General features: G+C 54.4%; 21 protein-coding genes. 12 read left to right on the top strand and 9 right to left on the bottom strand.

The genetic code is table 11. The annotated features are described in order from the left end of the window. From FRD01_RS08895 to FRD01_RS08870, 6 genes are all read right to left on the bottom strand, one after another. Positions 1-1,539: an aldehyde dehydrogenase family protein gene (locus FRD01_RS08895; protein ID WP_146959037.1), complete on the bottom strand. Its 1,539-nt coding sequence runs from the start codon at positions 1,537-1,539 to the stop codon at positions 1-3. A 56-nt stretch (positions 1,540-1,595) separates the two neighbouring features. Then, on the bottom strand, positions 1,596-2,303 hold the full coding sequence (locus FRD01_RS08890) for a hypothetical protein (RefSeq protein ID WP_146959036.1): 708 nt from the start codon (positions 2,301-2,303) through the stop codon (positions 1,596-1,598). A 10-nt stretch (positions 2,304-2,313) separates the two neighbouring features. After that, entirely contained in the window at positions 2,314-3,681 is a 1,368-nt protein-coding gene (gene hisS / locus FRD01_RS08885; RefSeq protein ID WP_146959035.1) for a histidine--tRNA ligase, read from the bottom strand. Positions 3,682-3,683: 2 nt separating this feature from the next. Next, on the bottom strand, positions 3,684-4,727 hold the full coding sequence (locus FRD01_RS08880) for a hypothetical protein (protein ID WP_146959034.1): 1,044 nt from the start codon (positions 4,725-4,727) through the stop codon (positions 3,684-3,686). Positions 4,728-4,866: 139 nt separating this feature from the next. Next, a complete protein-coding gene (locus FRD01_RS08875; RefSeq protein WP_249756127.1) occupies positions 4,867-5,289 on the bottom strand; it encodes a DoxX family protein in 423 nt (140 codons plus the stop codon). Then, entirely contained in the window at positions 5,286-5,999 is a 714-nt protein-coding gene (locus tag FRD01_RS08870; RefSeq protein WP_146959033.1) for a fatty acid desaturase, read from the bottom strand. The genes FRD01_RS08875 and FRD01_RS08870 overlap by 4 nt, the downstream gene beginning before the upstream one ends. Positions 6,000-6,160: 161 nt before the next feature. Here FRD01_RS08870 and recN point away from each other — a divergent pair, with 161 nt between their 5' ends. From recN to FRD01_RS08850, 4 genes are all read left to right on the top strand, one after another. After that, positions 6,161-7,846 carry a DNA repair protein RecN gene (gene recN / locus FRD01_RS08865; RefSeq protein WP_249756126.1) on the top strand — a complete coding sequence of 562 codons (1,686 nt, stop codon included), beginning with the start codon at positions 6,161-6,163 and terminating at the stop codon, positions 7,844-7,846. A gap of 65 nt (positions 7,847-7,911) precedes the next feature. Next, entirely contained in the window at positions 7,912-8,526 is a 615-nt protein-coding gene (locus FRD01_RS08860; protein ID WP_146959031.1) for a DUF4178 domain-containing protein, read from the top strand. 30 nt (positions 8,527-8,556) lie between these two features. Then, complete coding sequence (locus tag FRD01_RS08855) at positions 8,557-8,940, top strand: J domain-containing protein (RefSeq protein WP_146959030.1); 384 nt, start codon at positions 8,557-8,559, stop codon at positions 8,938-8,940. 10 nt (positions 8,941-8,950) lie between these two features. Next, entirely contained in the window at positions 8,951-10,759 is a 1,809-nt protein-coding gene (locus FRD01_RS08850; RefSeq protein ID WP_146959029.1) for an ATP-dependent DNA helicase, read from the top strand. Here the strand turns inward: FRD01_RS08850 and FRD01_RS08845 are convergent. Continuing rightward, the gene (locus FRD01_RS08845; protein WP_249756125.1) at positions 10,713-11,726 is read right to left on the bottom strand and encodes an MYXO-CTERM sorting domain-containing protein; all 1,014 of its coding nucleotides are present in this window, start codon (positions 11,724-11,726) and stop codon (positions 10,713-10,715) included. The genes FRD01_RS08850 and FRD01_RS08845 overlap by 47 nt on opposite strands. Before the next feature lie 214 nt (positions 11,727-11,940). Here FRD01_RS08845 and FRD01_RS08840 point away from each other — a divergent pair, with 214 nt between their 5' ends. The 8 genes from FRD01_RS08840 (at position 11,941) to FRD01_RS08800 (ending at position 19,644) form a co-directional block, all read left to right on the top strand. Then, a complete protein-coding gene (locus FRD01_RS08840) occupies positions 11,941-12,684 on the top strand; it encodes an ATP-binding protein (RefSeq protein ID WP_146959027.1) in 744 nt (247 codons plus the stop codon). Positions 12,685-12,815: 131 nt separating this feature from the next. After that, positions 12,816-13,808 (top strand): F0F1 ATP synthase subunit B, encoded by a 993-nt coding sequence (locus tag FRD01_RS08835; protein ID WP_146959026.1) that lies wholly within the window; start codon positions 12,816-12,818, stop codon positions 13,806-13,808. Positions 13,809-13,810: 2 nt separating this feature from the next. After that, positions 13,811-14,353, top strand: coding sequence for an ATP synthase F1 subunit delta (atpH, locus tag FRD01_RS08830; protein WP_146959025.1), 543 nt, complete (start codon positions 13,811-13,813; stop codon positions 14,351-14,353). Between the two features lie 18 nt (positions 14,354-14,371). After that, complete coding sequence (gene atpA / locus FRD01_RS08825; RefSeq protein ID WP_146959024.1) at positions 14,372-15,928, top strand: F0F1 ATP synthase subunit alpha; 1,557 nt, start codon at positions 14,372-14,374, stop codon at positions 15,926-15,928. 18 nt (positions 15,929-15,946) lie between these two features. Beyond that, the gene (atpG, locus tag FRD01_RS08820) at positions 15,947-16,828 is read left to right on the top strand and encodes an ATP synthase F1 subunit gamma (protein ID WP_146959023.1); all 882 of its coding nucleotides are present in this window, start codon (positions 15,947-15,949) and stop codon (positions 16,826-16,828) included. Between the two features lie 39 nt (positions 16,829-16,867). Then, complete coding sequence (atpD, locus tag FRD01_RS08810) at positions 16,868-18,472, top strand: F0F1 ATP synthase subunit beta (protein ID WP_249756124.1); 1,605 nt, start codon at positions 16,868-16,870, stop codon at positions 18,470-18,472. Positions 18,473-18,474: 2 nt separating this feature from the next. Then, a complete protein-coding gene (atpC, locus tag FRD01_RS08805) occupies positions 18,475-18,930 on the top strand; it encodes an ATP synthase F1 subunit epsilon (protein WP_146959022.1) in 456 nt (151 codons plus the stop codon). A 45-nt stretch (positions 18,931-18,975) separates the two neighbouring features. After that, positions 18,976-19,644: a CAP domain-containing protein gene (locus FRD01_RS08800; RefSeq protein WP_146959021.1), complete on the top strand. Its 669-nt coding sequence runs from the start codon at positions 18,976-18,978 to the stop codon at positions 19,642-19,644. 17 nt (positions 19,645-19,661) lie between these two features. Here FRD01_RS08800 and FRD01_RS08795 read toward each other — a convergent pair whose 3' ends face one another. Further along, positions 19,662-20,441: an ABC transporter permease subunit gene (locus FRD01_RS08795; RefSeq protein ID WP_146959020.1), complete on the bottom strand. Its 780-nt coding sequence runs from the start codon at positions 20,439-20,441 to the stop codon at positions 19,662-19,664. Further along, positions 20,438-21,166: an ABC transporter ATP-binding protein gene (locus tag FRD01_RS08790; protein WP_146959019.1), complete on the bottom strand. Its 729-nt coding sequence runs from the start codon at positions 21,164-21,166 to the stop codon at positions 20,438-20,440. The genes FRD01_RS08795 and FRD01_RS08790 overlap by 4 nt, the downstream gene beginning before the upstream one ends. Positions 21,167-21,228: the final 62 nt, after the last annotated feature.

The following is a 21,228-nucleotide window of genomic DNA, read 5'->3' as shown; positions in this document are numbered from 1 at the left end:
TTAGCGAATCTTAACGAGGGAGATGAGTGCTTTGGGCAACTTCCCGTCCAGCAAGGCTTTGAACGCCTTGAGCATTTCCGGATACTTGCCCGCGTAGGGGAACCAAAATGGTTCAGTACTAAGACGGCCATAATCGGCCATGATGGCCCGCGTATGAGTGAAGCTGAGCAAACCCTCATCACCATGATAGCGGCCGAACCCGCTGTTCTTGACGCCTCCGAACGGAAGCACAGGGTTACCCACGGATTGCACGATTTCGTTGACTGTGACCTGTCCGCATTCAAGACGGGACGCGATCTCAATTCCACGGTTGACATCCAGGGTCCAAACCGATGCGTTTAGGCCGTATTGGTGGGCGTTTGAGAGGCGAATGGCCTCTTCTTCGTCCATAACCTTGATGACCGGAATGACCGGGCCAAACGTCTCTTCCACGTAAACGTCCATCTCGGTGGTGACGTCCTCGATCAAGGTAGGCTCAAAGAACTGGCCATCGCGGTCGATGCGATTTCCTCCGAGCGTAATCTTGGCCCCTTTTGCCTTCGCGTCGGCGATATGAGCCTCAACGATCTTGATCTGCTTTGGGAAGGTCATCGGGCCGATATCGGCGTCCTCGTCGGGACCACCTGCCTTGACTTGAGAGACCTCGTTCTTGAGGAGTGCCATGAATTTATCGTAGACGGACTCTACAACAAAGACCCGCTCCACAGACGTACACATTTGGCCGCAGTTGACGAGTCCGCCCCACGCACAGGCCTTTGCGGCACGCTCCAGCGGGGCGTCGTGACAGACGATGAAGGGGTCTTTTCCTCCAAGCTCCAGCTCAACCGGAATCAGGCGTTTTGAGGCAGCTTGCATGACGCGTCGACCCGTGGCTACCGACCCGGTAAAGAAGATCTTTTGGACGTCGGAATCGCAGAGTGCCGCGCCCGTAGTGCCATCGCCCTGTAGGAGCTGGAAGACGCCTTTCGGAAATCCCGCCTTTTCAAACACCTCGGCTATGATCTCGCCCACGATCGGCGTGACCTCTGAGGGCTTGACGATCACCGTGCTCCCCGCGATCAGCGCGGAGATGGCCGGTACAACCGCCAACTGAAATGGGAAGTTCCACGGCGAGATCACTGCCACGACTCCCATCGCAAAATGCTCCACGTAGCTCTTTTTGAAGGGGAACACCAAGGGGTTTCGAACGCGCTTTCTGGAAAGGACTTTTTCCGCGGTTTTCTCATAATGGTCGATCATGAGCGCGGTCACCATCAATTCGGTGAGCAACGAGTCCGAGAGCGGTTTTCCCGTATCCTCGGAGATTCGTGCCGCGTAGTACTCGCCGTCTTCGCGAATCACATCTCGAAGTCGATTGATGTACTTGAATCGCGCTGAAATTGAGAGATCTCGCCATGCGCCGAATGCCTGGCTGGCGGCCTCGACGGCTGCCTTTACCTCGTCGACGCTTGCGATGGGATACTCGGCGATCTTCTCACCGGTTACTGGACTGTACTTCTCAATGGTACGCGCTTCTTCCACAACGGCTGATGACGCCATAGAACCTCCTTTGGAATTCGTCTGGACACTAACAATTTCAGTGCAATCTTGCCAAGCTATGCTTTTCGAAAGCGCGAAAAGTCGTCTTTCGGAAAGAGCCGTGGCATGACTCGGTGAAATCGCTCGGCCACCTCTGCGGCGACCGGAAAATCATCGAAGTCCGCGTCAGAAATCAGTAGCTGCCAACCAAAGAACCCGCGGGATAATTTCAACAATTCGATATATTCGAGAAAATCGACCTTCAGACGAAAGTTCGGACCGTGCGCCGCGTAATAGTAGAGCGAGAATTCCCGCGTGTTCGCATTGTGATGCAAGACCGTTTGGAGCTCATTTAGATGCGCAACGGGCTTTTCGAAGCCGCGGATTTCCCACGTGAAGTCCTCGCGCGATTGATCTTCAAAGACGCCCCACAACTCATCGAGCCACGTGCCAAACACACGCGCAAAGTTGTAGATACCGATTTGGCCTCCGGGCCGCTCCTCTCCTTCCTCCAAGTACGACCATTCAAGGTCGAAGCCATCCGAAATGCTCTGGAAGAACGATAAAATCGCTTCGGGAACAGTCAGTCCAATCCCAGCTTCTATGGTTGAAACAATGACATCAGGTGCGGGCTTGTACGTTTCGAAGTCGATGATCCGGGTATCTTCGTGCTGAAGGAGTTCCTCCACCAGCGCGTGAAACTCAAGCTGGTCGGCAAAGGAGAGTGCCCGTCGCTCCTCCTCTAACTCAACCTCACCCGTGGGAATATCGTCTTCGTCGATCATGGCTCCCCGACTAGCCCTTGATGAATGCTGCGACTTCGCGTCGTGCCACTTCGCTCTGTTCACCAGTTTTCAGGTTCTTCACGCTTACAACTGAATTCGCCAATTCGTTGGGCCCAAGGATGGCCACAAAAGGGATGTTTCGGGAATCCGCATAGGCGAATTGCTTCTTGTACTTGTCGAAATCGTTGTAGATGTCCACGCGTAGGCTCGAGGCCCTCAGTTCGTGGGCAAGTTTAATGCACTCAGGCGCCGAATCGGCGTCCCAGAGGGCTACCATCACGTCCGCATTGGCACTTGGGATTTGTAGTTGTTGTCTCTCTTCGAGAAGCACTAGGATGCGCTCGACTCCAAGGGAGAAGCCGCAGGCCGGCACGTCTTCTTTCATGAACATGCCGATGAGTCCGTCGTAGCGACCTCCACCACCGAGGCTTCCCGAAAAATCATCACTTCGAATCTCGAAGATCGGACCCGTGTAGTACGAGAGCCCGCGCGCGAGGAATGGGTCGAGCTTGAGCGATGCGGCCGCGGGTCCGCTCTTGGCAAGAGAGAGGAGTTCGCTGAGCTCGCTCAGGGCCTGCCGACCGTCTTCGTCCGAGCCAAGGTGCTCTTCGAGGAGCGAGAGTGTGTTTTCGTTTGAAAACTCAGCGTCAGAAGGATTCTTGAACTTTGATAGGATTCCAAGAAGCGTCGCACTCGATGCGGCGGAGATTCCTCGTTCGTCGAGTTCCTTCTGCACACCGTCGATTCCGACCTTATCGAGCTTGTCGATGGCTACGAGCGCGTCCGTTTCTTTGTCTGCACCGATGCCCGAAACCGAAATCAGAGCACGGAGCACGCCTCGGTGATTGAGGTGAATACGGAAACCTTGAAACTCAAGTCGCTTGAGAATCTGGGCGAGTGCGGCGGTGACCTCAGCCTCTACCGTCATGGATTTGGAGCCGACCACATCCACGTCACATTGCACAAATTCGCGAAAGCGACCGCGTTGCGGCCGGTCCGCGCGCCAAACAGGCGCGATCTGATAGCGCTTAAAGTAGCGCGGAAGCGAGTTTCGGTTCTGTGCGTAGACTCGGGCGAGCGGGACCGTTAGGTCGTATCGAAGTCCCATATCGGCGAGGTCGGTGTCCGAAGGACTTTCCGATTCCAAGGCCCGCTGAAGCTTCTCACCGCGCTGCAGAATCTTGAAGATGAGCTGGTCACCTTCTTCGCCGTACTTCCCCATCAAGGTGTCTAGCCGTTCTACGCAAGGCGTATCGAGTCGCTCAAAGCCGTAGCTCTGGTAGACTTCTTCGATGATCTGAAAGACGTACTCGCGTCGCGCGGTGTCTGCGGGAAGGAAATCTCTAAACCCGCTTGCGGGCTTCGTTGAGACGCTCATGTTTATTCTTTCTTGGTAAGCTCGGCAGGCTTAGGAACTTCCTTGAATTCGAATGGGAGCTCGTAGCGCGCGAGTCCGGAAGCACCGAAGACCGAGGCAGGGAATTCAAAGCTAAGAGTTTTGATGTCCGAGGAAGGAGCCTCAAAGAGTACAAAATCCTTGATCTCTTGGCCCGGATCGACCGTTGAGCGGTCGAGTTGGCCCTCTACCGACGTGGTGCCCGGGAAGCGAACCTTCTTAAGAGCGTCCGTTGCCGTAAAGAGAGCGGCACCGCGAGTGCCCACGGCCTTATGGCCAGGCTCGTAGCGAATGGTGGCCTCGCTATCGTTTTTAATCGTGTAGTCGACCTTGTAGAGTGCTTCAGTGCTGAAACCCTCACCCTGGGCACTATCGTTGGTCTTGACGTAGGTGAGCTCACCGCCATCTAGGGTGAACGTTACGCCGTTGAACTCCAGCGATTGCCCAACAGTGTAGACCTTAGGACCGGCTGGCTCTTTAGGCTCAAAACGCCATTTGAAGAGCACCGGCAATTTCTCCCGGTGCATGGCCGGAGGAAGGCTCAGAACGAGATCGAGCGCCTGGTCGGGCACCTCGAAAAGCAAGATGTCATCGACGGACTGCCCCTTTTCAAGAGTGGTCGAGCCTGCCTGGCCGACTGGGGTTCCTTTTTCCAACACTACGCCATTGATCAGGCTCTTGCTATCAGGTGGAAGCGTGGCTTCGGCGCCCGGATCAAGGTAGAGAAGAGGCGTTGTGGTCTCCGTCATTTGTTGCGAGGAGTGGTTTGGGCTGTAGACCAAACTGCCTTCCCCAACATTCTTAACGGTAATCGGTAAGATCAATACTGGTCTCGGATATTCGAACGTCTGCTCGCCCTCCGAGATCTCAAGGTAGCGAACGTCGTATTCGCCAACGCTGAATTCAACGCCACCAGCCGTGATAGGAGTTCCGGCTGAGCCAACTTGTGGCTTGTCGCAAGCGGAGACCAACCCGACGCAAAGGGCGAGGATAACAGGTAAAACACCATCCCGTGATCGAAGTTCCATAGGGCATCGGCCTTGAAAAGTACGAGAGAAAATCTGCGGCGGAAACCTAACATCCGCTTTCATGGAAGGTCAACGTGCCAAAGCAACCTTCGGCCTGAGGTTCGCCCGAATGTTGCGATGCGTCAAGATAACGTCACCCCTATTTGAGTCTGTGATCGACGCTAAATCGCCCAGGACCCATCAACAATAGACCGATGAATACAATCCCGAGCTCCATCGGGTGCGAGATTTTTACGAATCCAGCGTCATTGGAAATATGCATCATCATGGCAACAAACATGGTGAACGCGAGAAGGAACGAAACCGGACGAGTCGCCAAACCTATGGCGAGCAACATGCCACCGATGAGCTCGGTACCCGCTGCGGCCAAGCCGAACGCGAGGTGTCCAAAGTCGATTCCGATATGGGAGACCGCGGAGCCCACTTGTTCCCAGCGCTCCTGACCGCCTGCGAGCTTCGGCCATCCGTGAGCCACAAAGCTTAGGCCCAGTGCGACTCTCATCCAGAGTAAGCCGTGGTCCTTTAGAGAATCGAACCAGGGCATTAGGAGTAATTTTTTCATGCGAGATCTCGCTCTTTTTTGAAGACTGTAGGCAAATACCACCAGGGCGCCCAGGGGTACTCGTGATGTTCGAAGTGATATCCGAAATGGTAGCAAGTCAGAAAAGAGACCATTTCGGAATAGGTGTTGGACCTTGCGTGGTGCGGGTTGTCGTGTTCGCCGCGGTGCGGAAGATAGGTACCAAAGTAGAAAAGTTGTAGGGTTGAAAGGAGTGAGGGAAGTACCCAGAACACCAGGAGATTGACCAGGCTAACGCCTACGAGATGTTCTAACACGTTGAAGATGATGGCCATCCCGAGGATTTGCTTCCACGTCACATAGTGGGTCAGGAAACGCCAATACCATGCCCAGAAGCCCGAATGCTCACCATCATGAAAGTCAGGGTCCTCTTCTTGGCCTGGATGGTCATGGTGCAAGGTGTGGCGCTCGCGAAGTTTGCGAAAAGAAAAGAGAGCGTACAAAAGCACAGCCGCCCAGCCAATGATGTCATTGAGCTTCCGATTTGATGGTATGACCGTCCCGTGCATCGCGTCATGTGCCGTGATGAATAGCCCTGTGTAGAGCATGGTCTGAAAAATGATCAGACCCAGCTTCCAAATCGCAAATTCGCTCAGGAGCAGATAGGAGAGGAGAGAACCCCAGAGTGCAAAGATAAGTCCAGCGCTCAGAAGTCCTTTTAGTCCCCAGTGCTCGATCTTTGTGGGCTTCATGACTCCTTAGGATTCGTCCCAATCAAAAAAAATTCTCAACACTTTCGAAAAACGTCCGAAAAAGAATTTGGGCATGATTGCCTTTTTTCTCAATCTATGGAATGAAAATTTGTTCAGGGGTTGTTTGTTCAGTCCCTGTCCATGACCTCGAGGATAAGACGATGTTAACTCATCTTGTGATTCGCAATTTTGCAATTATTCATCATCTGGAAGTCCCCTTTTATAAGGGATTGACGGTCCTGAGCGGGGAAACAGGGGCCGGAAAGTCAATCGTCATCGACGCCCTAAATCTGCTCCTTGGCGGCCGCGCCTCTACCGACGTGATTCGTGGGGATGCGGACGAGGCGGTCGTGGAGGGATGTTTTGAGCTGAGCGCTTTTCACAAGCGTCGGACACAGTCGATTCTAGAAGAGCTTGGCGTGGAGCCGGGTGATAATGAGCTCTTGATTCGGCGCATCATCGCTCGCAGCGGCCGAAATAAGGTCTTTGTCAATGGTTGTCTAACCACGTTGGGGACCCTGCAGGCTGTGACCTCTGGACTCGTCGATATCAGCGGACAGCACGAGCATATCAGCCTTCTCGATGTACCGAGGCATTTGGATATTCTGGACGAGTTTGCGGCCTTGAATTGCCTGCGAGACGAGTACACGGGGTCTTACTCAACGGTGCAGAATTTCCGAAAGGAATTGGAGTCTCTGCGTGGCGATGTGCGAGAAAGGCTTCATCGTATCGACTTCCTGAAGTATCAGCTCGGTGAGATCGATGCGGCAAAGCTGAAGCTTGGAGAGGATGACGAACTTGAGGCTGAATTCTTGCGCCTCAAGAATGCCGAGAAGATCGGCGATTCAACCCAACGTGCCACGTTCTTAATCTATGACGGTGAGGCTTCGGCCGTTTCCAAACTCAGCGAAGCCAGCAACGCGCTGGCTAAAATCGAGCACGTCGACCCGAAAATCGCGGAACTACACGCTCGGCTCAATGATGCGCGATATCTGATGGAAGATGTCGCGCGAGAGCTCAGTGAGTTTACCGATAGTGCCGAGTCTGACCCAGCGCGCCTCGATGCTGTGCAGGCTCGCCTTGAGGCTCTCAAACTCCTCAAGCGCAAACACGGACATGAGATCGCGATCATCCTCGAAGAAGCAGAGCGCATGCGCGAGGAACTCGATCGTCTGGAAAATGCGGAGGAAAGGGGCGCCGAGCTCGAAAAGAAGCTGGAAAAGGCCGAACGCGCCGCAATAGAGCTTGCTGTTCAGCTTTCAGGAGAGCGCCGAGAAGCTGCCAGTGTGTTCGCACGGGCCCTTGAGCGTGAACTGCATGACCTCAACATGAAGAGTGCGAAGCTAAGTGTGCAGTTTGCTCCCGAGAGCCTTGAAGGACCCAACGCCACCATGCTCGGTGCCAAAGGGATCGACACCGTTGAGTTCCAGTTTTCGCCAAACCCTGGGGAGTCTCCCAAGCCTTTGGCCAAAATTGCCAGTGGCGGCGAGCTATCGAGAATCATGTTGGCCATGAAGACTGTGCTCCGAGAGCGCGATACGATTGCTACCTATATCTTTGACGAAGTGGATACCGGAATCGGCGGGTCAACTGCGGATCTCGTGGGTTCTAAGATCGCCGGAACGTCGATCGACCACCAGGTCATCTGCATCACACACCTGCCGCAAATTGCGAGCCGAGGGGAGCACCACTACAGGGTCGAGAAGGTGATTACAGCCGATCGCACCGAGTCGACCCTTCGACTTCTAGATGTCGAAGAGCGAATCGAAGAAATTGCTCGAATGCTCGGCGGGGCAAGGGTTTCCGACAAGACACGAGTGGCGGCTCAAGAACTTCTAGGGCTGTGATTCCAGTCTAGTTTGACCGGTTTGGCTATGATACGCATGGGCGGTACAAATTTGAGGAATCACTCATGATGTTATTGACCTTGATAGCGCTGATCGTGGTGATAGTTGCCACGGTCTATTTCTATAAAAAGACCAAATCGCTTGAGAACATGAAGCAATTGCCACCTGGTTTTCAAAGCGCAGGTGACTTTCAGCCTGTGTCTGAAGTGAGCGGGGAGCGCAGCATTAAGAACCTGCAAATTGGCGATATCGTGACGCATTTCGATCAGGACTTTGTGGTCGAAGGACGGATTGACTACAATGATTCCGGCTGGCCATGGACGTGTTTCATGTTGGTTGACGGAGACGATGTTCGGTGGCTCGCTGTGGAAGAAGATGACCAACTCGAGGTGAGTATCTGGCAAGAGACCGATGTGGTGCTCCATGGAAGCGTTCCAGAGTTCATCGAGTTTGAAGGTGAAAGATTCCGGATGGTCGAACGTGGAAAGGCGCGTGTTTCACAAATGGGCCAGACTGGAGCGCGTCGAGGAATGGAGATGGAGTATTACGAATTCGAAGGGCAGGGCGATCGCTATCTCTCCGTTGAAAAGTGGGGTCAAGATATCGAGGTCTCGATTGGAGAGGATGTCAATCCCTACGCTCTCGAAATTCTTCCCGGTGGTGGAACCAGCTTTACCTGAGTCTACTTGGCTCATATATGAGATCGACCGATGGGAATTAGAGATAAATTTGAGAGACGGGTCAGGGCAAACCTCAACGAAATCCTCGACCGAGTTCAGGAATTTGAGGCCCAAGGTGGCTTCAAAAAGATTATCGAGCCCATCGCCGACGAGATGGGTTTTGAAGAGATCGGGCTTAACCCACCTGTACCTAAGGGCCATAAAAGCATTCGCGATTACTACGCGAATCTTGAAGTCCCCTACGGTTCCGACCTTGAAACGGTGAAGGAATCTTATCGAACCTTGATGCGTAAGTATCACCCCGACAAGCACGTCAATGATCCCGAGACCGAGAAGCTGGCCACGGAGCTCAGCCAGGAATTGACGCGTGCCTACAAGGCGATCGAATCGTACCTGACTACGGGTCGTTATTAGTGAGGATGTTTTGAGTCAAAGGTGGGCAGAGATATCGTCCCTTTGCGAAGCCCATGATATCGACGAAGACCTCGCCTTTTTGGCCAAAGATATCTTGGGTTTGGCTCGAGCTTCTGAAGCCATTAGCTTGGAATCGCCTGTTTTTCCTTTGATTTTGGGGTCCCTGATTTCTGTGCAGGATGGAAGCACTCGAGTGCCATTGATGCCCGGGTACGATTCGGCAGTTGACCGAGTGCTCAAGGCGATGGGGGAGCTTGAAGCCGGCGTCTACGAACGCATCAAAGATGAACTGAGGAGGATTGGCGGGCTTGTATCGACGGGGCACGCCTATACGCCTTTTGTGGTTGAGGGGGACTGGTTCTATCACCACAAGACTTGGGAATTGGAAATTGAGCTCGCGCGACTTATTCGAGATCACGAGGTCAAGGGGTTGGTCAGCGAATCGGATGCCCGTGGCGCGCTTGAGTCGTTGGACGGCGCAGACGCGCTCAGCGTCGAACAAAAAGAAGCGGTGGTTCGCGCGTGCTCAGGCGGTTTTGTTGTCATTACCGGTGGGCCTGGAACTGGAAAAACCACCATCATCGAATATATCGTGCGCACACTGAGCCATCTTGGGGTCGAGCAGGGCCGGATTTCTCTGGCAGCCCCGACCGGCAAGGCTGCAAATCGAATGGGTGAGCGCACGCGTAACATCGAAGGGATTGTGGCACCAAGAACGCTTCATCGGCTCCTCGAGTATTCCGTGACGCGACGCCGATTTGGTCGAGATCGCTTCAATCCATTGCGCCAAGACGTAGTGTTGGTGGATGAAGCATCCATGATCGATTTGCATATGATGCGCTCCATTTTGGATGCGTTGGGTGGAGCTACTTTGGTTTTGATCGGGGACGCAGAACAATTGCCTTCCGTGGAAAGTGGGACGGTATTGCGCGACCTCAAGCCTCAATCAGGGGAGCTCGGGCCGAGATTCATTCGATTGACCCAGAGTTTTCGACAAGCCGACGATTCTGGCGGCGCTGAGATTCTGCTGCAAGCTCGGCTGGTTCGAGATGGGTCCACTGAGGGGTGGGCGCGCATGGATCTCGCGGAGCAATGGGAGGCGCAACCCGGCGTGTCCCGTCTCGAGATTCAAGATAAGGCGAATCTTGAGAAGATGATTTCTCGATGGGTGCGCACGCGTTTAATTGATGAGGCAGTCCTACGTGAAGCCGTTGGGCACACCTTTGAGATTAGAGAAGGCGGCTTCGACGAGTTCGATCGTCAACTCCTGGAAGGGCTCTTTGCCTTCACCAAACGAGAGCGTTTTCTATGTGTGACCAAACGTCGTGCGACTGGGTCCATTGCGCTCAACGAGGCTATCTTGTCCCGCATGGAAGACGAGTTCGGATTCAAGGGGCTTGGGCCCGGCGTGCCTGTGATGATGCTGCACAACGATTACTCTCGTGGCCTCTTTAACGGCGACCAGGGCGTGGTCATCCGAGCCAGAATCGATAGAGAAGAGGTCTTGATGGCGGTGTTTGAGAGTGAAGGCGGTTTTGCCGCCCACCACCTCAACTCGCTGAAGGCTCAAGTTGACCTCTCGTTTGCGATGACGGTGCACAAAGCTCAGGGCTCGGAGTTTGACCATGTGGCGGTGGTGCTTCCTGAGGAGCCGATTCCCTTGCTTACACGAGAAAACCTCTACACAGCCCTGACGAGGGCCCGTAGAGGTGTGCTTGTAGTTGGTATGGAGGAAGTCTACCGGGCCGGGGTGTTAAACCCCGTTCGGCGATTTAGCGGTTTGAGCGAGAAGCTCGGCGGCGGCGGCGAAGCGCAATAAGGCCGAAGAGTCCGAGCCACCCAAGGGTCGCGTTCGAATTCGTTGCGGAACAGCCTGAGTCGGTGGCCTTGGAACCGCTTGAGTCTCCTTCGCCCCATCCAACTCGCTCGGCGCCCGAGGCATTGCCAACTGGAGCTTGTTCGCCAGCGGAATCATCGCCCGAATAGACTGGCGTTCCCCAGTAACCGTCTGGGATACAGTAGGACTCCTCGGGATAAGGCATGATCTCACCAGACCCAGTGTCTCCAGTGTCGCCATCCATGGTGTCTGGGTCATCGTCGGCAGGAAGTGGTGCTGGCTCCGTCTCACCGCCGTAGAGGTCTTGACAAGATTGTCCAGCCCCACAATCAGCGTCGGTCTCACATTCTACGGGAATGAGTTCACAATACTTGTCACCCGTTGGACCGCATTCGCAAGAACCCTCATCCGGCGCGCCGTCAGAGCCATTACCTGTGCCCGGCTCTGGTTCTGGTGAAGGATCTGAACTACACGAACAAATCTCAATGTCCTTACATGCGAATCCGCCACCACAATCCGCGTCAACCTGGCACGGCGCGTAATACGGAGGCACGCAATAGGCTTCTGAGTGAGACTCGCAGTTCACTTCCACTTCTGGTTCGTCGTCGCAAGTGGTGTTGCCATCGGGGTCGGCCGCGCAAACCACGTCTCCACCCGTACAGGATTCATAGGTGTAGGAGACGCACACATTGTCGCCTTCGCAATCGGCATCCGACTCGCACTCCTCGGGTGGGGGCGGCGAGCAATACGAGTAGGAGGTTGAACTGCAAGGCTCACACTCCATACCGCTCTCGCAAGGAGGGCAAGCGCCGACGTCCTCGGTGATGCAGGTGTATGAATCGGGGCAGTCTGCATCGCTCGTGCATTCTTGAACGGGAGTGCGTGCCTCGGCATTTGAGAAGGCCAGCAACGCAGCCATGAGTGTCAAGGTATTCAGTGTGTGTTTCATCATCATCTCTCGCTTCATGTTTGATTCAGCTCTTGTGCGAAGAGTTAAGTAGCAATAGTCACACCATCGAATGCAAAAATCGCGCAGGGCCGCTTGCAGCTTGGCTTTTCATGGGTTTTGGTGAAACTTTGGACTAGGAGAATATCAGAAATTTGATAGGTTGACCTGAGATAGTTGGTCGAGTTTTTCAGATTTCTGAGATCGGAGCATCCTGATGTCCCACGAGCTGACAACAGTGCCGGCGAGCACCCTTGAGGACGTTGACTTGGTCGCGTTTCGAGAGTGGCTGGACGCGAATATCCCAGGCCTTTCTAGCCGAGGATCGCTCGAAGACGCCCTGCAGAAGCTTCGCCTCGCGGCGCCCATGGGTAGTCGAGTTATCCCTACCATCGCCCTGATCTATGCGTTCGGAGATAATCCACAATGGTTGCAACCACAGTTGACGCTCAGTTTCTCGGCGTACGCCGGCGGGAGTGTGACGTCTGAGCTTCTACTCACCCAACATCTCTCTGGACGGATGCACGTGTTGTTGGAGGAGGCTATGGCGGCCATCGAAGACAACGCCCGTCCGGTTGTGGATCAGGTGCGTCCAGAGAATTCAGACCTGGAGTTTCCACGACGTGCCGTCAGAGAAGCTTTGTCCAACGCACTGATCCACCGCGACCTGAAATCAGCTGCCCAAATCCAAGTTCGCATGTTCGTGGATCGCCTGGAGATCTGGTCGCCTGGCGCGATGGTAAGCGTGCCCGAGCCCGGGGTATCGATTCCTCGGAATCCGCTCTTGGCTCGAATCGCCCGTTCACTTGGTATGGTCGAGCAGCTCGGGCGCGGCATCTCAACCATCGAGTCGGAGTGTACCCGCGAAGGACTTCAGCTAACGGGAACCAAAGAAGGCGTGACCTTGACACTGAAATCCATGCTCTTCGGATTGACTCCGTCCACCCTTGAGACCAACTAGCTCCGATCCACGTTGACACTGGTTTAGGGGCATGTTAGACGCGGCCGACTTGCGGGTAAACCCATGCTCGCAAGCCTTCTTCGTCGAAGTTCCTAGTGGCGAAAGAGGGTCCCAATCCGGAGTCAGGAAGCATGTTCGGAAACACTGTTTTGCTAGCCGCCGGCTATATCGACCTCGATGGTACGTTAGCCATCCAGATGATCCTTTTCTTAGTGCTCTTTCTTGTGTTGCGTCCGCTGATTTTTGACCCCTATTTGAAGGCGGTTGAAGCTCGGCGAGACGGTTTGCAAGGCTCGCGCGAAGAAGCTGATGAAATGGACGCTCGCGCCGAGCGTTCGCTCGCCGACTACGAGCGCAAGATGCGCGACGCGCGTCGCGAGGCCAACGAAGTCCGTGAAGGCCTTCGGACCCAAGGGCAAAATGAGTTCGAAGATATCCTCGGTGAAGCTCGCGAAGAAATCAGCGAGAAGTTGGTAGCCGAGCGCGCCAAAATCGAGGCGGAGCGTGAGTCTAGTCTTGTTCAGCTAAAAGAGCGCTCTGAGTCACTTGCCAAAGTACTCGTCGCGCGCGTTCTTCCAGTTCTCCTAGCCTTGGTCTTCTTTCCGGTTGACGCGTTTGCGGCCGGTGGTGGTGAGTTTCCGTGGGCCTCATGGGTCACAAGCATCGTCAACCTGATCATCTATATCGGCATCATTGTCTATTTCGCGGGTCCTAAGATCCAAGAGCACTTCGCGAGCCGACGAGAAAACCTTCTGCAGGATTTGAACGCAGCGAAGGACCTTCGATTGCGCGCAGAGGCGAAGCTCGAAGAAGTGAGCCAGCGGCTTGAGAAGCTCGAAGAAGAGCGTAAATCCATCATGGACGATTACCATGAGCAAGGAATGCGCGAGAAAGAGCGGCTCGTGGCCGAGGCGCAACGCCAGGTTGAGAAGATGCGTGCCGACGCTGAAATGGTGATCAAGCAGGAAGTTCGCCGCGCAGTGCAATCGATCGAGCAAGAGGCTATCGACCTCGCGCTTGGACTTGCAGAAAACATGGTGAAAGAGAAGGTGGACGACAAAGTTCAAACTGAACTTGTAGACGGCTACCTCAACGATATTAAGTCTTTGGATAAGGCGGCCTAATCATGAGACATCTCGCATCAAAGCGATACGCAAAGGCGTTTTTGCAGATTGCAATCGAGCGCAATAACGCGAGCGTGTTGCAAAAGCAGTTGGATGAGCTCGCAGAGATCCACACGTTGAGCGACGCGTTCAAGAACGTGGTGACCAACCCGAGCGTGCGAATTGAAGAGCGCAGAAGCGTTGTGAAGAACATCGCGGGCAAGCTCGGTTGGGATCCTATGACCCAAAACCTCGCGCTTCTGCTGGTGGACAAAGACCGTATTCAATACGTGTCAGAAATCGCCGAAGAGTTCGGTCGGTTGCTCGATGAGCATGAAGGTCGTGTGCGCGCCCGCGTGGTTTCCGCACGGGCCCTCGCGCCAGCGCAACAAGAAGTTTTGAAGTCAGCACTTGCGAGTCTGACGGGTAAGAGCGTGGTGCTCAAATCGGAAGTAGACGAGTCCCTTTTGGGGGGCGTAGTTACCCACGTGGGTAATACGGTTTACGACGGATCTGTGCGAACCCATCTCAATAAAATTCGTGAATCTATTTTGGAAGAAGTCTAAACCTTCGAGGGCATCTAGATGGCTATCAATATTGAAGAAATTAGTTCGATCATCAAAGGTCAGATCGAGAACTACGACAAGCGCGTCGAAGTTAGCGAGACCGGTACGGTGATCTCGGTTGGTGACGGTATCGCACGTGTCCACGGTCTTGATTCGGCGATGGCAGGAGAGCTCCTTGAGTTCCCTCATAACGTCACCGGCATGGTTCTCAACCTTGAGGAAGACAACGTCGGTGCGGCCCTTCTCGGTAACGACTCCGCGATTAGCGAAGGCGATACTGTTAAGCGAACCGGCCGTATCGTTGACGTTCCAGTGGGTGAAGCACTTCTCGGACGCGTTGTGAATGCCTTGGGCCTTCCGGTAGACGGACTCGGACCAATCGAGGCCGGCGAGCGACGTCGTGTAGAGGTCAAGGCTCCTGGTATCATTCAGAGAAAGTCTGTTCACGAGCCGCTGCAGACCGGTCTGAAAGCTATCGACTCGATGGTTCCAATCGGACGTGGCCAGCGCGAGCTCATCATTGGTGACCGTCAGACGGGTAAAACCGCAGTCGCAATCGACACGATCATCAACCAACGCGAAACCGATGTGTACTGCATCTACGTTGCCATCGGGCAGAAAGAGTCCACGGTTGCTCAGGTTGTGGAAAGGTTGCGTCAGGCGAATGCGCTTGAGTACACCACGATCGTAACGGCTACCGCTTCAGAATCTGCTCCTCTTCAGTACCTCGCACCCTATACCGGTGTGACGATCGGCGAGTACTTCCGTGATAATGGAAAGCACGCCCTGATCATCTACGATGACCTTTCAAAGCAAGCTGTGGCTTATCGTCAGCTCTCGCTTCTTCTTCGTCGTCCTCCGGGACGCGAGGCCTATCCAGGCGATGTTTTCTACATCCACAGCCGCCTGCTCGAGCGCGCAGCGAAGATGTCAGACGCTGAGGGCGCTGGCAGCTTGACAGCGCTTCCTGTGATTGAAACTCAGGCTGGTGACGTGTCGGCATACATTCCGACGAACGTGATTTCGATCACCGACGGTCAGATCTTCCTAGAGTCTGACTTGTTCTTCGCTGGTGTACGTCCTGCGATTAACGTCGGTATCTCGGTTTCGCGTGTGGGTGGTGCCGCTCAGATTCCTGCGATGAAGAACGTTGCAGGTACCTTGAAGCTCGACCTTGCTCAGTATCGTGAGCTCGAGGCGTTCTCACAGTTCGCATCCGACCTTGATAAAGCGACTCAACAGCAGCTCTTTAAAGGTGCGCGACTTGTGGAGATCCTCAAGCAGCCACAATACCAGCCGCTGCACGTCTCCAAGCAAGCACTTCTGATCTTGGCCGCTAACGCAGGCGTGATCATGGCACTTGAGGTGCCTCAGCTTCGCGCGTTCGAAGACGGTCTCTATGACTACGCCGAGAACAAAGACGGCGAGATTTGGAAGAAGATCGCTGGCGACAAGAACTTCGGCAAAAAGGTCAATACGGACTCGCAAAGCGAAGTGACGGCTGCAGCAGTGAAGATTCTCCAGTCGTACATCAAAGAGTTCAAGGCTCAGCGCCAAGAAGCTGCCGCCGAATAATTTTGACTGAGGTTAGAAATGCCTAGTTTGAAGGACATCCGAAAGCGAATCGCTTCGGTCAAAAACACGCAGAAGATCACCAGCGCCATGAAGATGGTTTCAGCTGCGAAGCTTCGGCGTGCCCAAGATGCGGCTGAAGCTGCGCGCCCGTACGCGCTCAAGATGAATCAAGTGATCGCCAGTGTGGCCTCGCGCGTGGAGGATTCCTCGCACCCACTTCTGCAAACTCGTGAGATGCCTACGAAGGCGCTCGTGATTGTGGTGACATCGAATCGTGGACTCTGTGGCGGATTCAACACCAACGTGATCCGTACGGTTTCGAAGTTCGTTCGAGACCAGAAGATGGCGGGTGTTGAGGTCGAGTTGGCGACACTCGGTCGCAAAGGGGCGGTGTTCTTCCGCAATAGCGAGAGCATGTGGAAGAACTATCCAGAGATCATTGGCAACGTCAGTTATGCAAAAGCTCGCGAACTTGCCAAAGAGGTCACCGAGCGCTTCGTCAACGAAGAAGTGGATGCAGTGTACGTGGTGTACAACGAGTTCATCTCGGCCATTAAATACAACACAATCGTGCATCCCCTGCTTCCATTGAAGCTCGATGATCTTGCTACGGCGGATGAGGGCCAAGAGTCCTTGGTCGCAAGCGAGTACATCTTTGAGCCCGACGAGACTTCGCTTCTAGAGCACCTCCTTCCTGTCAACGTGGTGGTCCAGATTCTTCGAGCATTGCTCGAGTCCGAAGCTTCGGAGCACGGCGCACGAATGTCAGCGATGGACAACGCGACGAATAACGCACGCGATATGATCTCGAAGCTCTCGCTTCAGTACAATCGCGCGCGTCAGGCATATATTACCAAAGAGCTCATGGAGATCGTCTCGGGGTCTGAGGCTCTGAAATAAATCGATTTTTTCAAAACAACGTTAACGTAAGAGATAAACATGGCTGCTACAGCAAATCACGGCAAAATTACTCAGGTCATTGGACCGGTTGTGGACGTTGCGTTCCCAGCGGATTCTGTACCACCGATTCTGACGGCGTTGCGCGTGAGCAACCCAGCGATTTCGGACAAGACCGGAAACCTCGTTCTGGAGACCGCACTTCACCTCGGTGAAGGAATCGTTCGAACCATCGCCATGGACACGACGGACGGCCTTGTGCGTGGCATGGAAGTTCATAACACTGGTGATTATATCACCGTGCCTGTGGGCCCAAAGGTTCTCGGCCGAATCCTGAACGTGACCGGCGATCCAGTGGACGAGATCTCGATCATCGAACTCAATGACGGAACCAAGGTTCGTGGCATCATCTCGGAAGAAGGCGACACGGCTTACACCGTGAAAGTTCGAAGCACCGAAGACGCCCACCACGTTGAAGAAACCAAGGTTTCTAAGACCAACGTCAAGCGCATCTACGATGTGGAAGCCGACGAGCGTTGGGCAATCCACCGAACTCCTCCTACCTACGAAGATCAGTCGACTTCGAAAGAGATGTTCGAAACCGGTATCAAAGTTATCGACCTTCTCGCGCCATACTCCAAAGGCGGAAAGATCGGTCTCTTCGGCGGTGCCGGTGTGGGTAAGACCGTTCTTATTCAGGAACTCATCAACAACGTTGCTATGAGCCACGGTGGTTACTCCGTGTTCGGCGGCGTGGGTGAGCGTACTCGTGAAGGAAACGACCTTTATTTCGAATTCCTCGAGTCGAAGGTTCTCGCGCCAAATGGCGATTGGGAGAACTCCAAAGCGGCTTTGGTGTACGGCCAGATGAACGAGCCTCCTGGAGCGCGTGCACGCGTTGCTCTTTCGGCTCTTACCATCGCTGAGTACTTCCGCGACCAAGAGGGACGTGACGTTCTTCTCTTCGTGGACAACATCTTCCGTTTCACCCAGGCGGGCGCTGAGGTTTCGGCTCTTCTCGGTCGTATTCCTTCAGCTGTGGGTTACCAGCCAACGCTTGCTACCGAAATGGGCCAGCTTCAGGAGCGTATTACCTCAACGAAGAAGGGCTCGATTACTTCGGTTCAGGCCATCTACGTTCCTGCTGACGACTTGACAGACCCTGCTCCAGCAACGGCTTTCGCTCACTTGGATGCAACCACGGTTCTTTCGCGTCAGCTGGCCGCTCTCGGTATCTACCCTGCTGTGGACCCCTTGGACTCCACCAGCCGTATCCTTGAGCCAGACGTCGTTGGTCGCGAGCACTACGAAGTGGCTCGTCGTGTTCAGTCGACACTTCAGCGATACAAAGAATTGCAGGATATCATCGCAATTCTCGGTATGGACGAGCTTTCGGATGAAGATAAGCTCATCGTAGAGCGCGCTCGTAAGATCCAAAAGTTCCTCTCCCAACCATTCTTCGTGGCCGAGCAGTTCACGGGTATGTCAGGGAAGTACGTCAAACTTGAGGACACGATCGCTGGATTCAAGTCCCTCGTTGACGGTGAAGTTGATGAACTCTTCGAGCAGGCCTTCTACCTCGTTGGTACGCTTGATGAAGCTCGCGAGAAGCACGAGCGACTCGTCGCCGAACTTGAGAAAGGTTAATCATGTCAACTCTGACCATTGAAGTCGTAACGCCGGAAAAAGCTGTATTGGTCGGCTCTGCCGAGGAGATTATCCTTCCCGGTAGTGAAGGCCAAATGGGCATCCTTCCTGGCCACCTTCCTTTGCTCTCCGGTCTTGGTATCGGTCAAATGACCGTGAGAGGCTTCAAGGGCGAGATTGGTCGCGAGCAAGTTAGCGGTGAGCGTAAGTTCTTCGTTGATGGCGGATTCGTCGAAGTGTTGCCCGACAAGGTCACCGTGATGACCGAGGCGTGTGACGGCTACGATGAGATCGACGTAAACGCTGCCAAGGCTGCGATCGAAGAGGCCGAGCGCGAGCTCCTCGCGATGGAGGAGCGTGCGAAGTCCGAGGAAGTCGAAGGCGAGGTTCTAGAGCGTCACCAAGAGGCTCTCAAGCGTGCCCGTATGCGTTTGTTGATGCACGAAGAAGGCGAATAAATTAGACCCACTCATGGTTTGACTCAAACCCTGAGTGGAGTTTTTATGCGCGTTCTCTTGTCTTCTCTTCTACTAGCTGCCCTCATTTCCGGCTGTGGCGGCTTATCCAATAGCTATATCAATCATCCTGATGTCATAGAGCCAAATAGGCTCGGCACCAGCGAATTTGCAGACGTGATCGATTGGTCTTCCCCCGATTACGAGAAGATCAATGCCGCGTGCCACCTCGCCACGAACGAGGCACGAATCGCCCAAGGGGGGCAAGGCTTACGTTGGAACGCGACTCTGGAAAAGGCGGCGAGCGCGTATGCCGAAGAGTCGGCACGCGGTGGGTTCTTGGCGCATGAGCATCCTTCGAACTCGGCGATGAGATTGCCCGATCAGCGCGTCGCGGCGGCGGGTGGAGCCAATCCAATTACCTCTGAGAATCTCGCATGGATTCCCGGCTACCCAATTGGTCCCGACCAGGGGGTCTATGTCAGGCAGGGTGGTTACTCAATTACCGCGGATGGGCCGCTTCTTAGCCCGCACACCTATGCGTCGCTGGCCCGCACCGTGGTTGACGGGTGGCTGAATTCTCCAGGGCATCGCGCCAACCTTCTTGATAGGAACGCTCGTGAAGTCGGCTGTGGGTCCTATATGACGCCGGACGCCAATGGCATGTCTATGGTGACCTTTGTCCAGAAATTCCAAGTCAGCGAGCTCCTAAAGTAAAAGAGAGCGCTCGCGTTCTAGATATCTCGGCTGATGATTCGGCTCCCTGCAAGAAGGACGAGCAATGCCATTCCAAGGCAGGCGGCGACAAACGCGAGCTGAGCGCCCACACCAAAACGGATGCCGTCAAAAAGCGCGAAGCCAAAACCAAGGCTGAGTATGCCAATGAAGAAGGAGGTGTACTGCATGGATGTGCGAACATCGCTCGAGAGCCCGGAAATCACGACCCCAAGACTACCAATCAAGAAGGCGGCCGATGGTGCTCCTAAAAGATAGGCTACCCACCACGCAGCTGAGCCGCCAAATCTGTAGGCTTGTGGATCCATCACCTCGAACTGAAGCGCGGTAGCGCTAATTGCGCCTACGAAGACGAGATGGAGCAGAAAAGGTATCGCCAAGGCTCCTAACACCTTTCCGAATACCAGTTGGTAACGGGAGAGGGGCGCCAACATCAGGAATGGTAAGGCGCCGACTGCACGGTCATGAAGCACAGAGTAACCCGACATGATCGCAACGAAGAGAGGGATCGTGGTGAAGAAGACCGCACCAAAGGTCGAGGTCATTAGGCGTGTCATGGCGATGAGTGCAGTTTCACCGCTGCAGAGTCCCAGTCCCGTTGCTTGTTGCTCCAGCAGGACCAACGCTTGTGGGTTGTCTTGGACACTACTAAGCGCCATGAGACCAAATACGAAAAGTGAACCCCACAACACATAGTTAAGAGCCAAGATGACGATCATATAGGGTTGACGGAGTTGCTCCATCACCTCGGTTCTTGCGACCAAGAGAACTCGATTCATGAGATTGCCCTCTTCCACGCTTCAAAAATGGGCCCTTCCTGGTTATGCGTCTTCCTCTTGAGTTTGATTTCCTCCTTGAGGCCTCCGTTCACAACCCAGACACGGTCAGAAATGGCTTCTGCTGCGTTTAAGTCATGCGTGACACACACACAGGCGAGTGGAGATTCCTTTGAGTCTGCGCGGCGTCTGAGCTCGTCGTAGAAGGCCTTCGCGGCCACGGGGTCAAGGTTCGCTGCGGGTTCATCTACAAGAAGGAGTTTCGGCGAAAGGAGTAGTGCCCGGACCAGACTCAATTTCTGCTGCATGCCGGTCGACCACGTGTGAAGGCGTTTTTCCATATGTGGCTTGAGGCCAAAAAGGTCCACGAGTTCGGCGGCTTTGGATTTCACTTCCGATTTTGAGAGCCCAAAGAGGCCACCAAAGTACTCGAGATTTTCGCGGCCGTTCAAAAGTGGATAGAGGCCTGGACGCGCGAGGACGAGCCCGACCAGGCCGGCGCTCTGCAAAGCGATCAGGTGTGCGGGCTTCCCACAAATCTCGATGCTCCCACTCGATGGGCGTTGAAGTCCGGCCATCAAGCCAAGCAAGGTACTCTTTCCACCCCCGTTTGGTCCCACGATTCCAATCACCTCTCCGGCCGAGATCTCTTTGGTCAGAGGGGCCAAAACTTCTGTGTCTCCAAAAGCTTTCGCGAGCGCCTTCATCGAAACAATCGTTTCACTCATCGTGACTCCGCAAGTGAGTTAACCTCGTCATTTGCGCCTAGCTGTAGTACGTTTCGCGCCGG

The organism is Microvenator marinus, assembly GCF_007993755.1.
Classification (GTDB): domain Bacteria; phylum Myxococcota_A; class Bradymonadia; order Bradymonadales; family Bradymonadaceae; genus Allomicrovenator; species Allomicrovenator marinus.
This window is presented reverse-complemented; position numbering and strand designations above follow the sequence as displayed.

Bases quoted from the DNA above. Each gene is read 5' to 3' on its own strand.
- FRD01_RS08895 (WP_146959037.1), bottom strand. From the start codon at position 1,539: ATGGCGTCATCAGCCGTTGTGGAAGAAGCGCGTACCATTGAGAAGTAC.
- FRD01_RS08890 (WP_146959036.1), bottom strand. From the start codon at position 2,303: ATGATCGACGAAGACGATATTCCCACGGGTGAGGTTGAGTTAGAGGAG.
- hisS (WP_146959035.1), bottom strand. From the start codon at position 3,681: ATGAGCGTCTCAACGAAGCCCGCAAGCGGGTTTAGAGATTTCCTTCCC.
- FRD01_RS08880 (WP_146959034.1), bottom strand. From the start codon at position 4,727: ATGGAACTTCGATCACGGGATGGTGTTTTACCTGTTATCCTCGCCCTT.
- FRD01_RS08875 (WP_249756127.1), bottom strand. From the start codon at position 5,289: ATGAAAAAATTACTCCTAATGCCCTGGTTCGATTCTCTAAAGGACCAC.
- FRD01_RS08870 (WP_146959033.1), bottom strand. From the start codon at position 5,999: ATGAAGCCCACAAAGATCGAGCACTGGGGACTAAAAGGACTTCTGAGC.
- recN (WP_249756126.1), top strand. From the start codon at position 6,161: ATGTTAACTCATCTTGTGATTCGCAATTTTGCAATTATTCATCATCTG.
- FRD01_RS08860 (WP_146959031.1), top strand. From the start codon at position 7,912: ATGATGTTATTGACCTTGATAGCGCTGATCGTGGTGATAGTTGCCACG.
- FRD01_RS08855 (WP_146959030.1), top strand. From the start codon at position 8,557: ATGGGAATTAGAGATAAATTTGAGAGACGGGTCAGGGCAAACCTCAAC.
- FRD01_RS08845 (WP_249756125.1), bottom strand. From the start codon at position 11,726: ATGAAACACACACTGAATACCTTGACACTCATGGCTGCGTTGCTGGCC.
- FRD01_RS08840 (WP_146959027.1), top strand. From the start codon at position 11,941: ATGTCCCACGAGCTGACAACAGTGCCGGCGAGCACCCTTGAGGACGTT.
- FRD01_RS08835 (WP_146959026.1), top strand. From the start codon at position 12,816: ATGTTCGGAAACACTGTTTTGCTAGCCGCCGGCTATATCGACCTCGAT.
- atpH (WP_146959025.1), top strand. From the start codon at position 13,811: ATGAGACATCTCGCATCAAAGCGATACGCAAAGGCGTTTTTGCAGATT.
- atpA (WP_146959024.1), top strand. From the start codon at position 14,372: ATGGCTATCAATATTGAAGAAATTAGTTCGATCATCAAAGGTCAGATC.
- atpG (WP_146959023.1), top strand. From the start codon at position 15,947: ATGCCTAGTTTGAAGGACATCCGAAAGCGAATCGCTTCGGTCAAAAAC.
- atpD (WP_249756124.1), top strand. From the start codon at position 16,868: ATGGCTGCTACAGCAAATCACGGCAAAATTACTCAGGTCATTGGACCG.
- atpC (WP_146959022.1), top strand. From the start codon at position 18,475: ATGTCAACTCTGACCATTGAAGTCGTAACGCCGGAAAAAGCTGTATTG.
- FRD01_RS08800 (WP_146959021.1), top strand. From the start codon at position 18,976: ATGCGCGTTCTCTTGTCTTCTCTTCTACTAGCTGCCCTCATTTCCGGC.
- FRD01_RS08795 (WP_146959020.1), bottom strand. From the start codon at position 20,441: ATGAATCGAGTTCTCTTGGTCGCAAGAACCGAGGTGATGGAGCAACTC.
- FRD01_RS08790 (WP_146959019.1), bottom strand. From the start codon at position 21,166: ATGAGTGAAACGATTGTTTCGATGAAGGCGCTCGCGAAAGCTTTTGGA.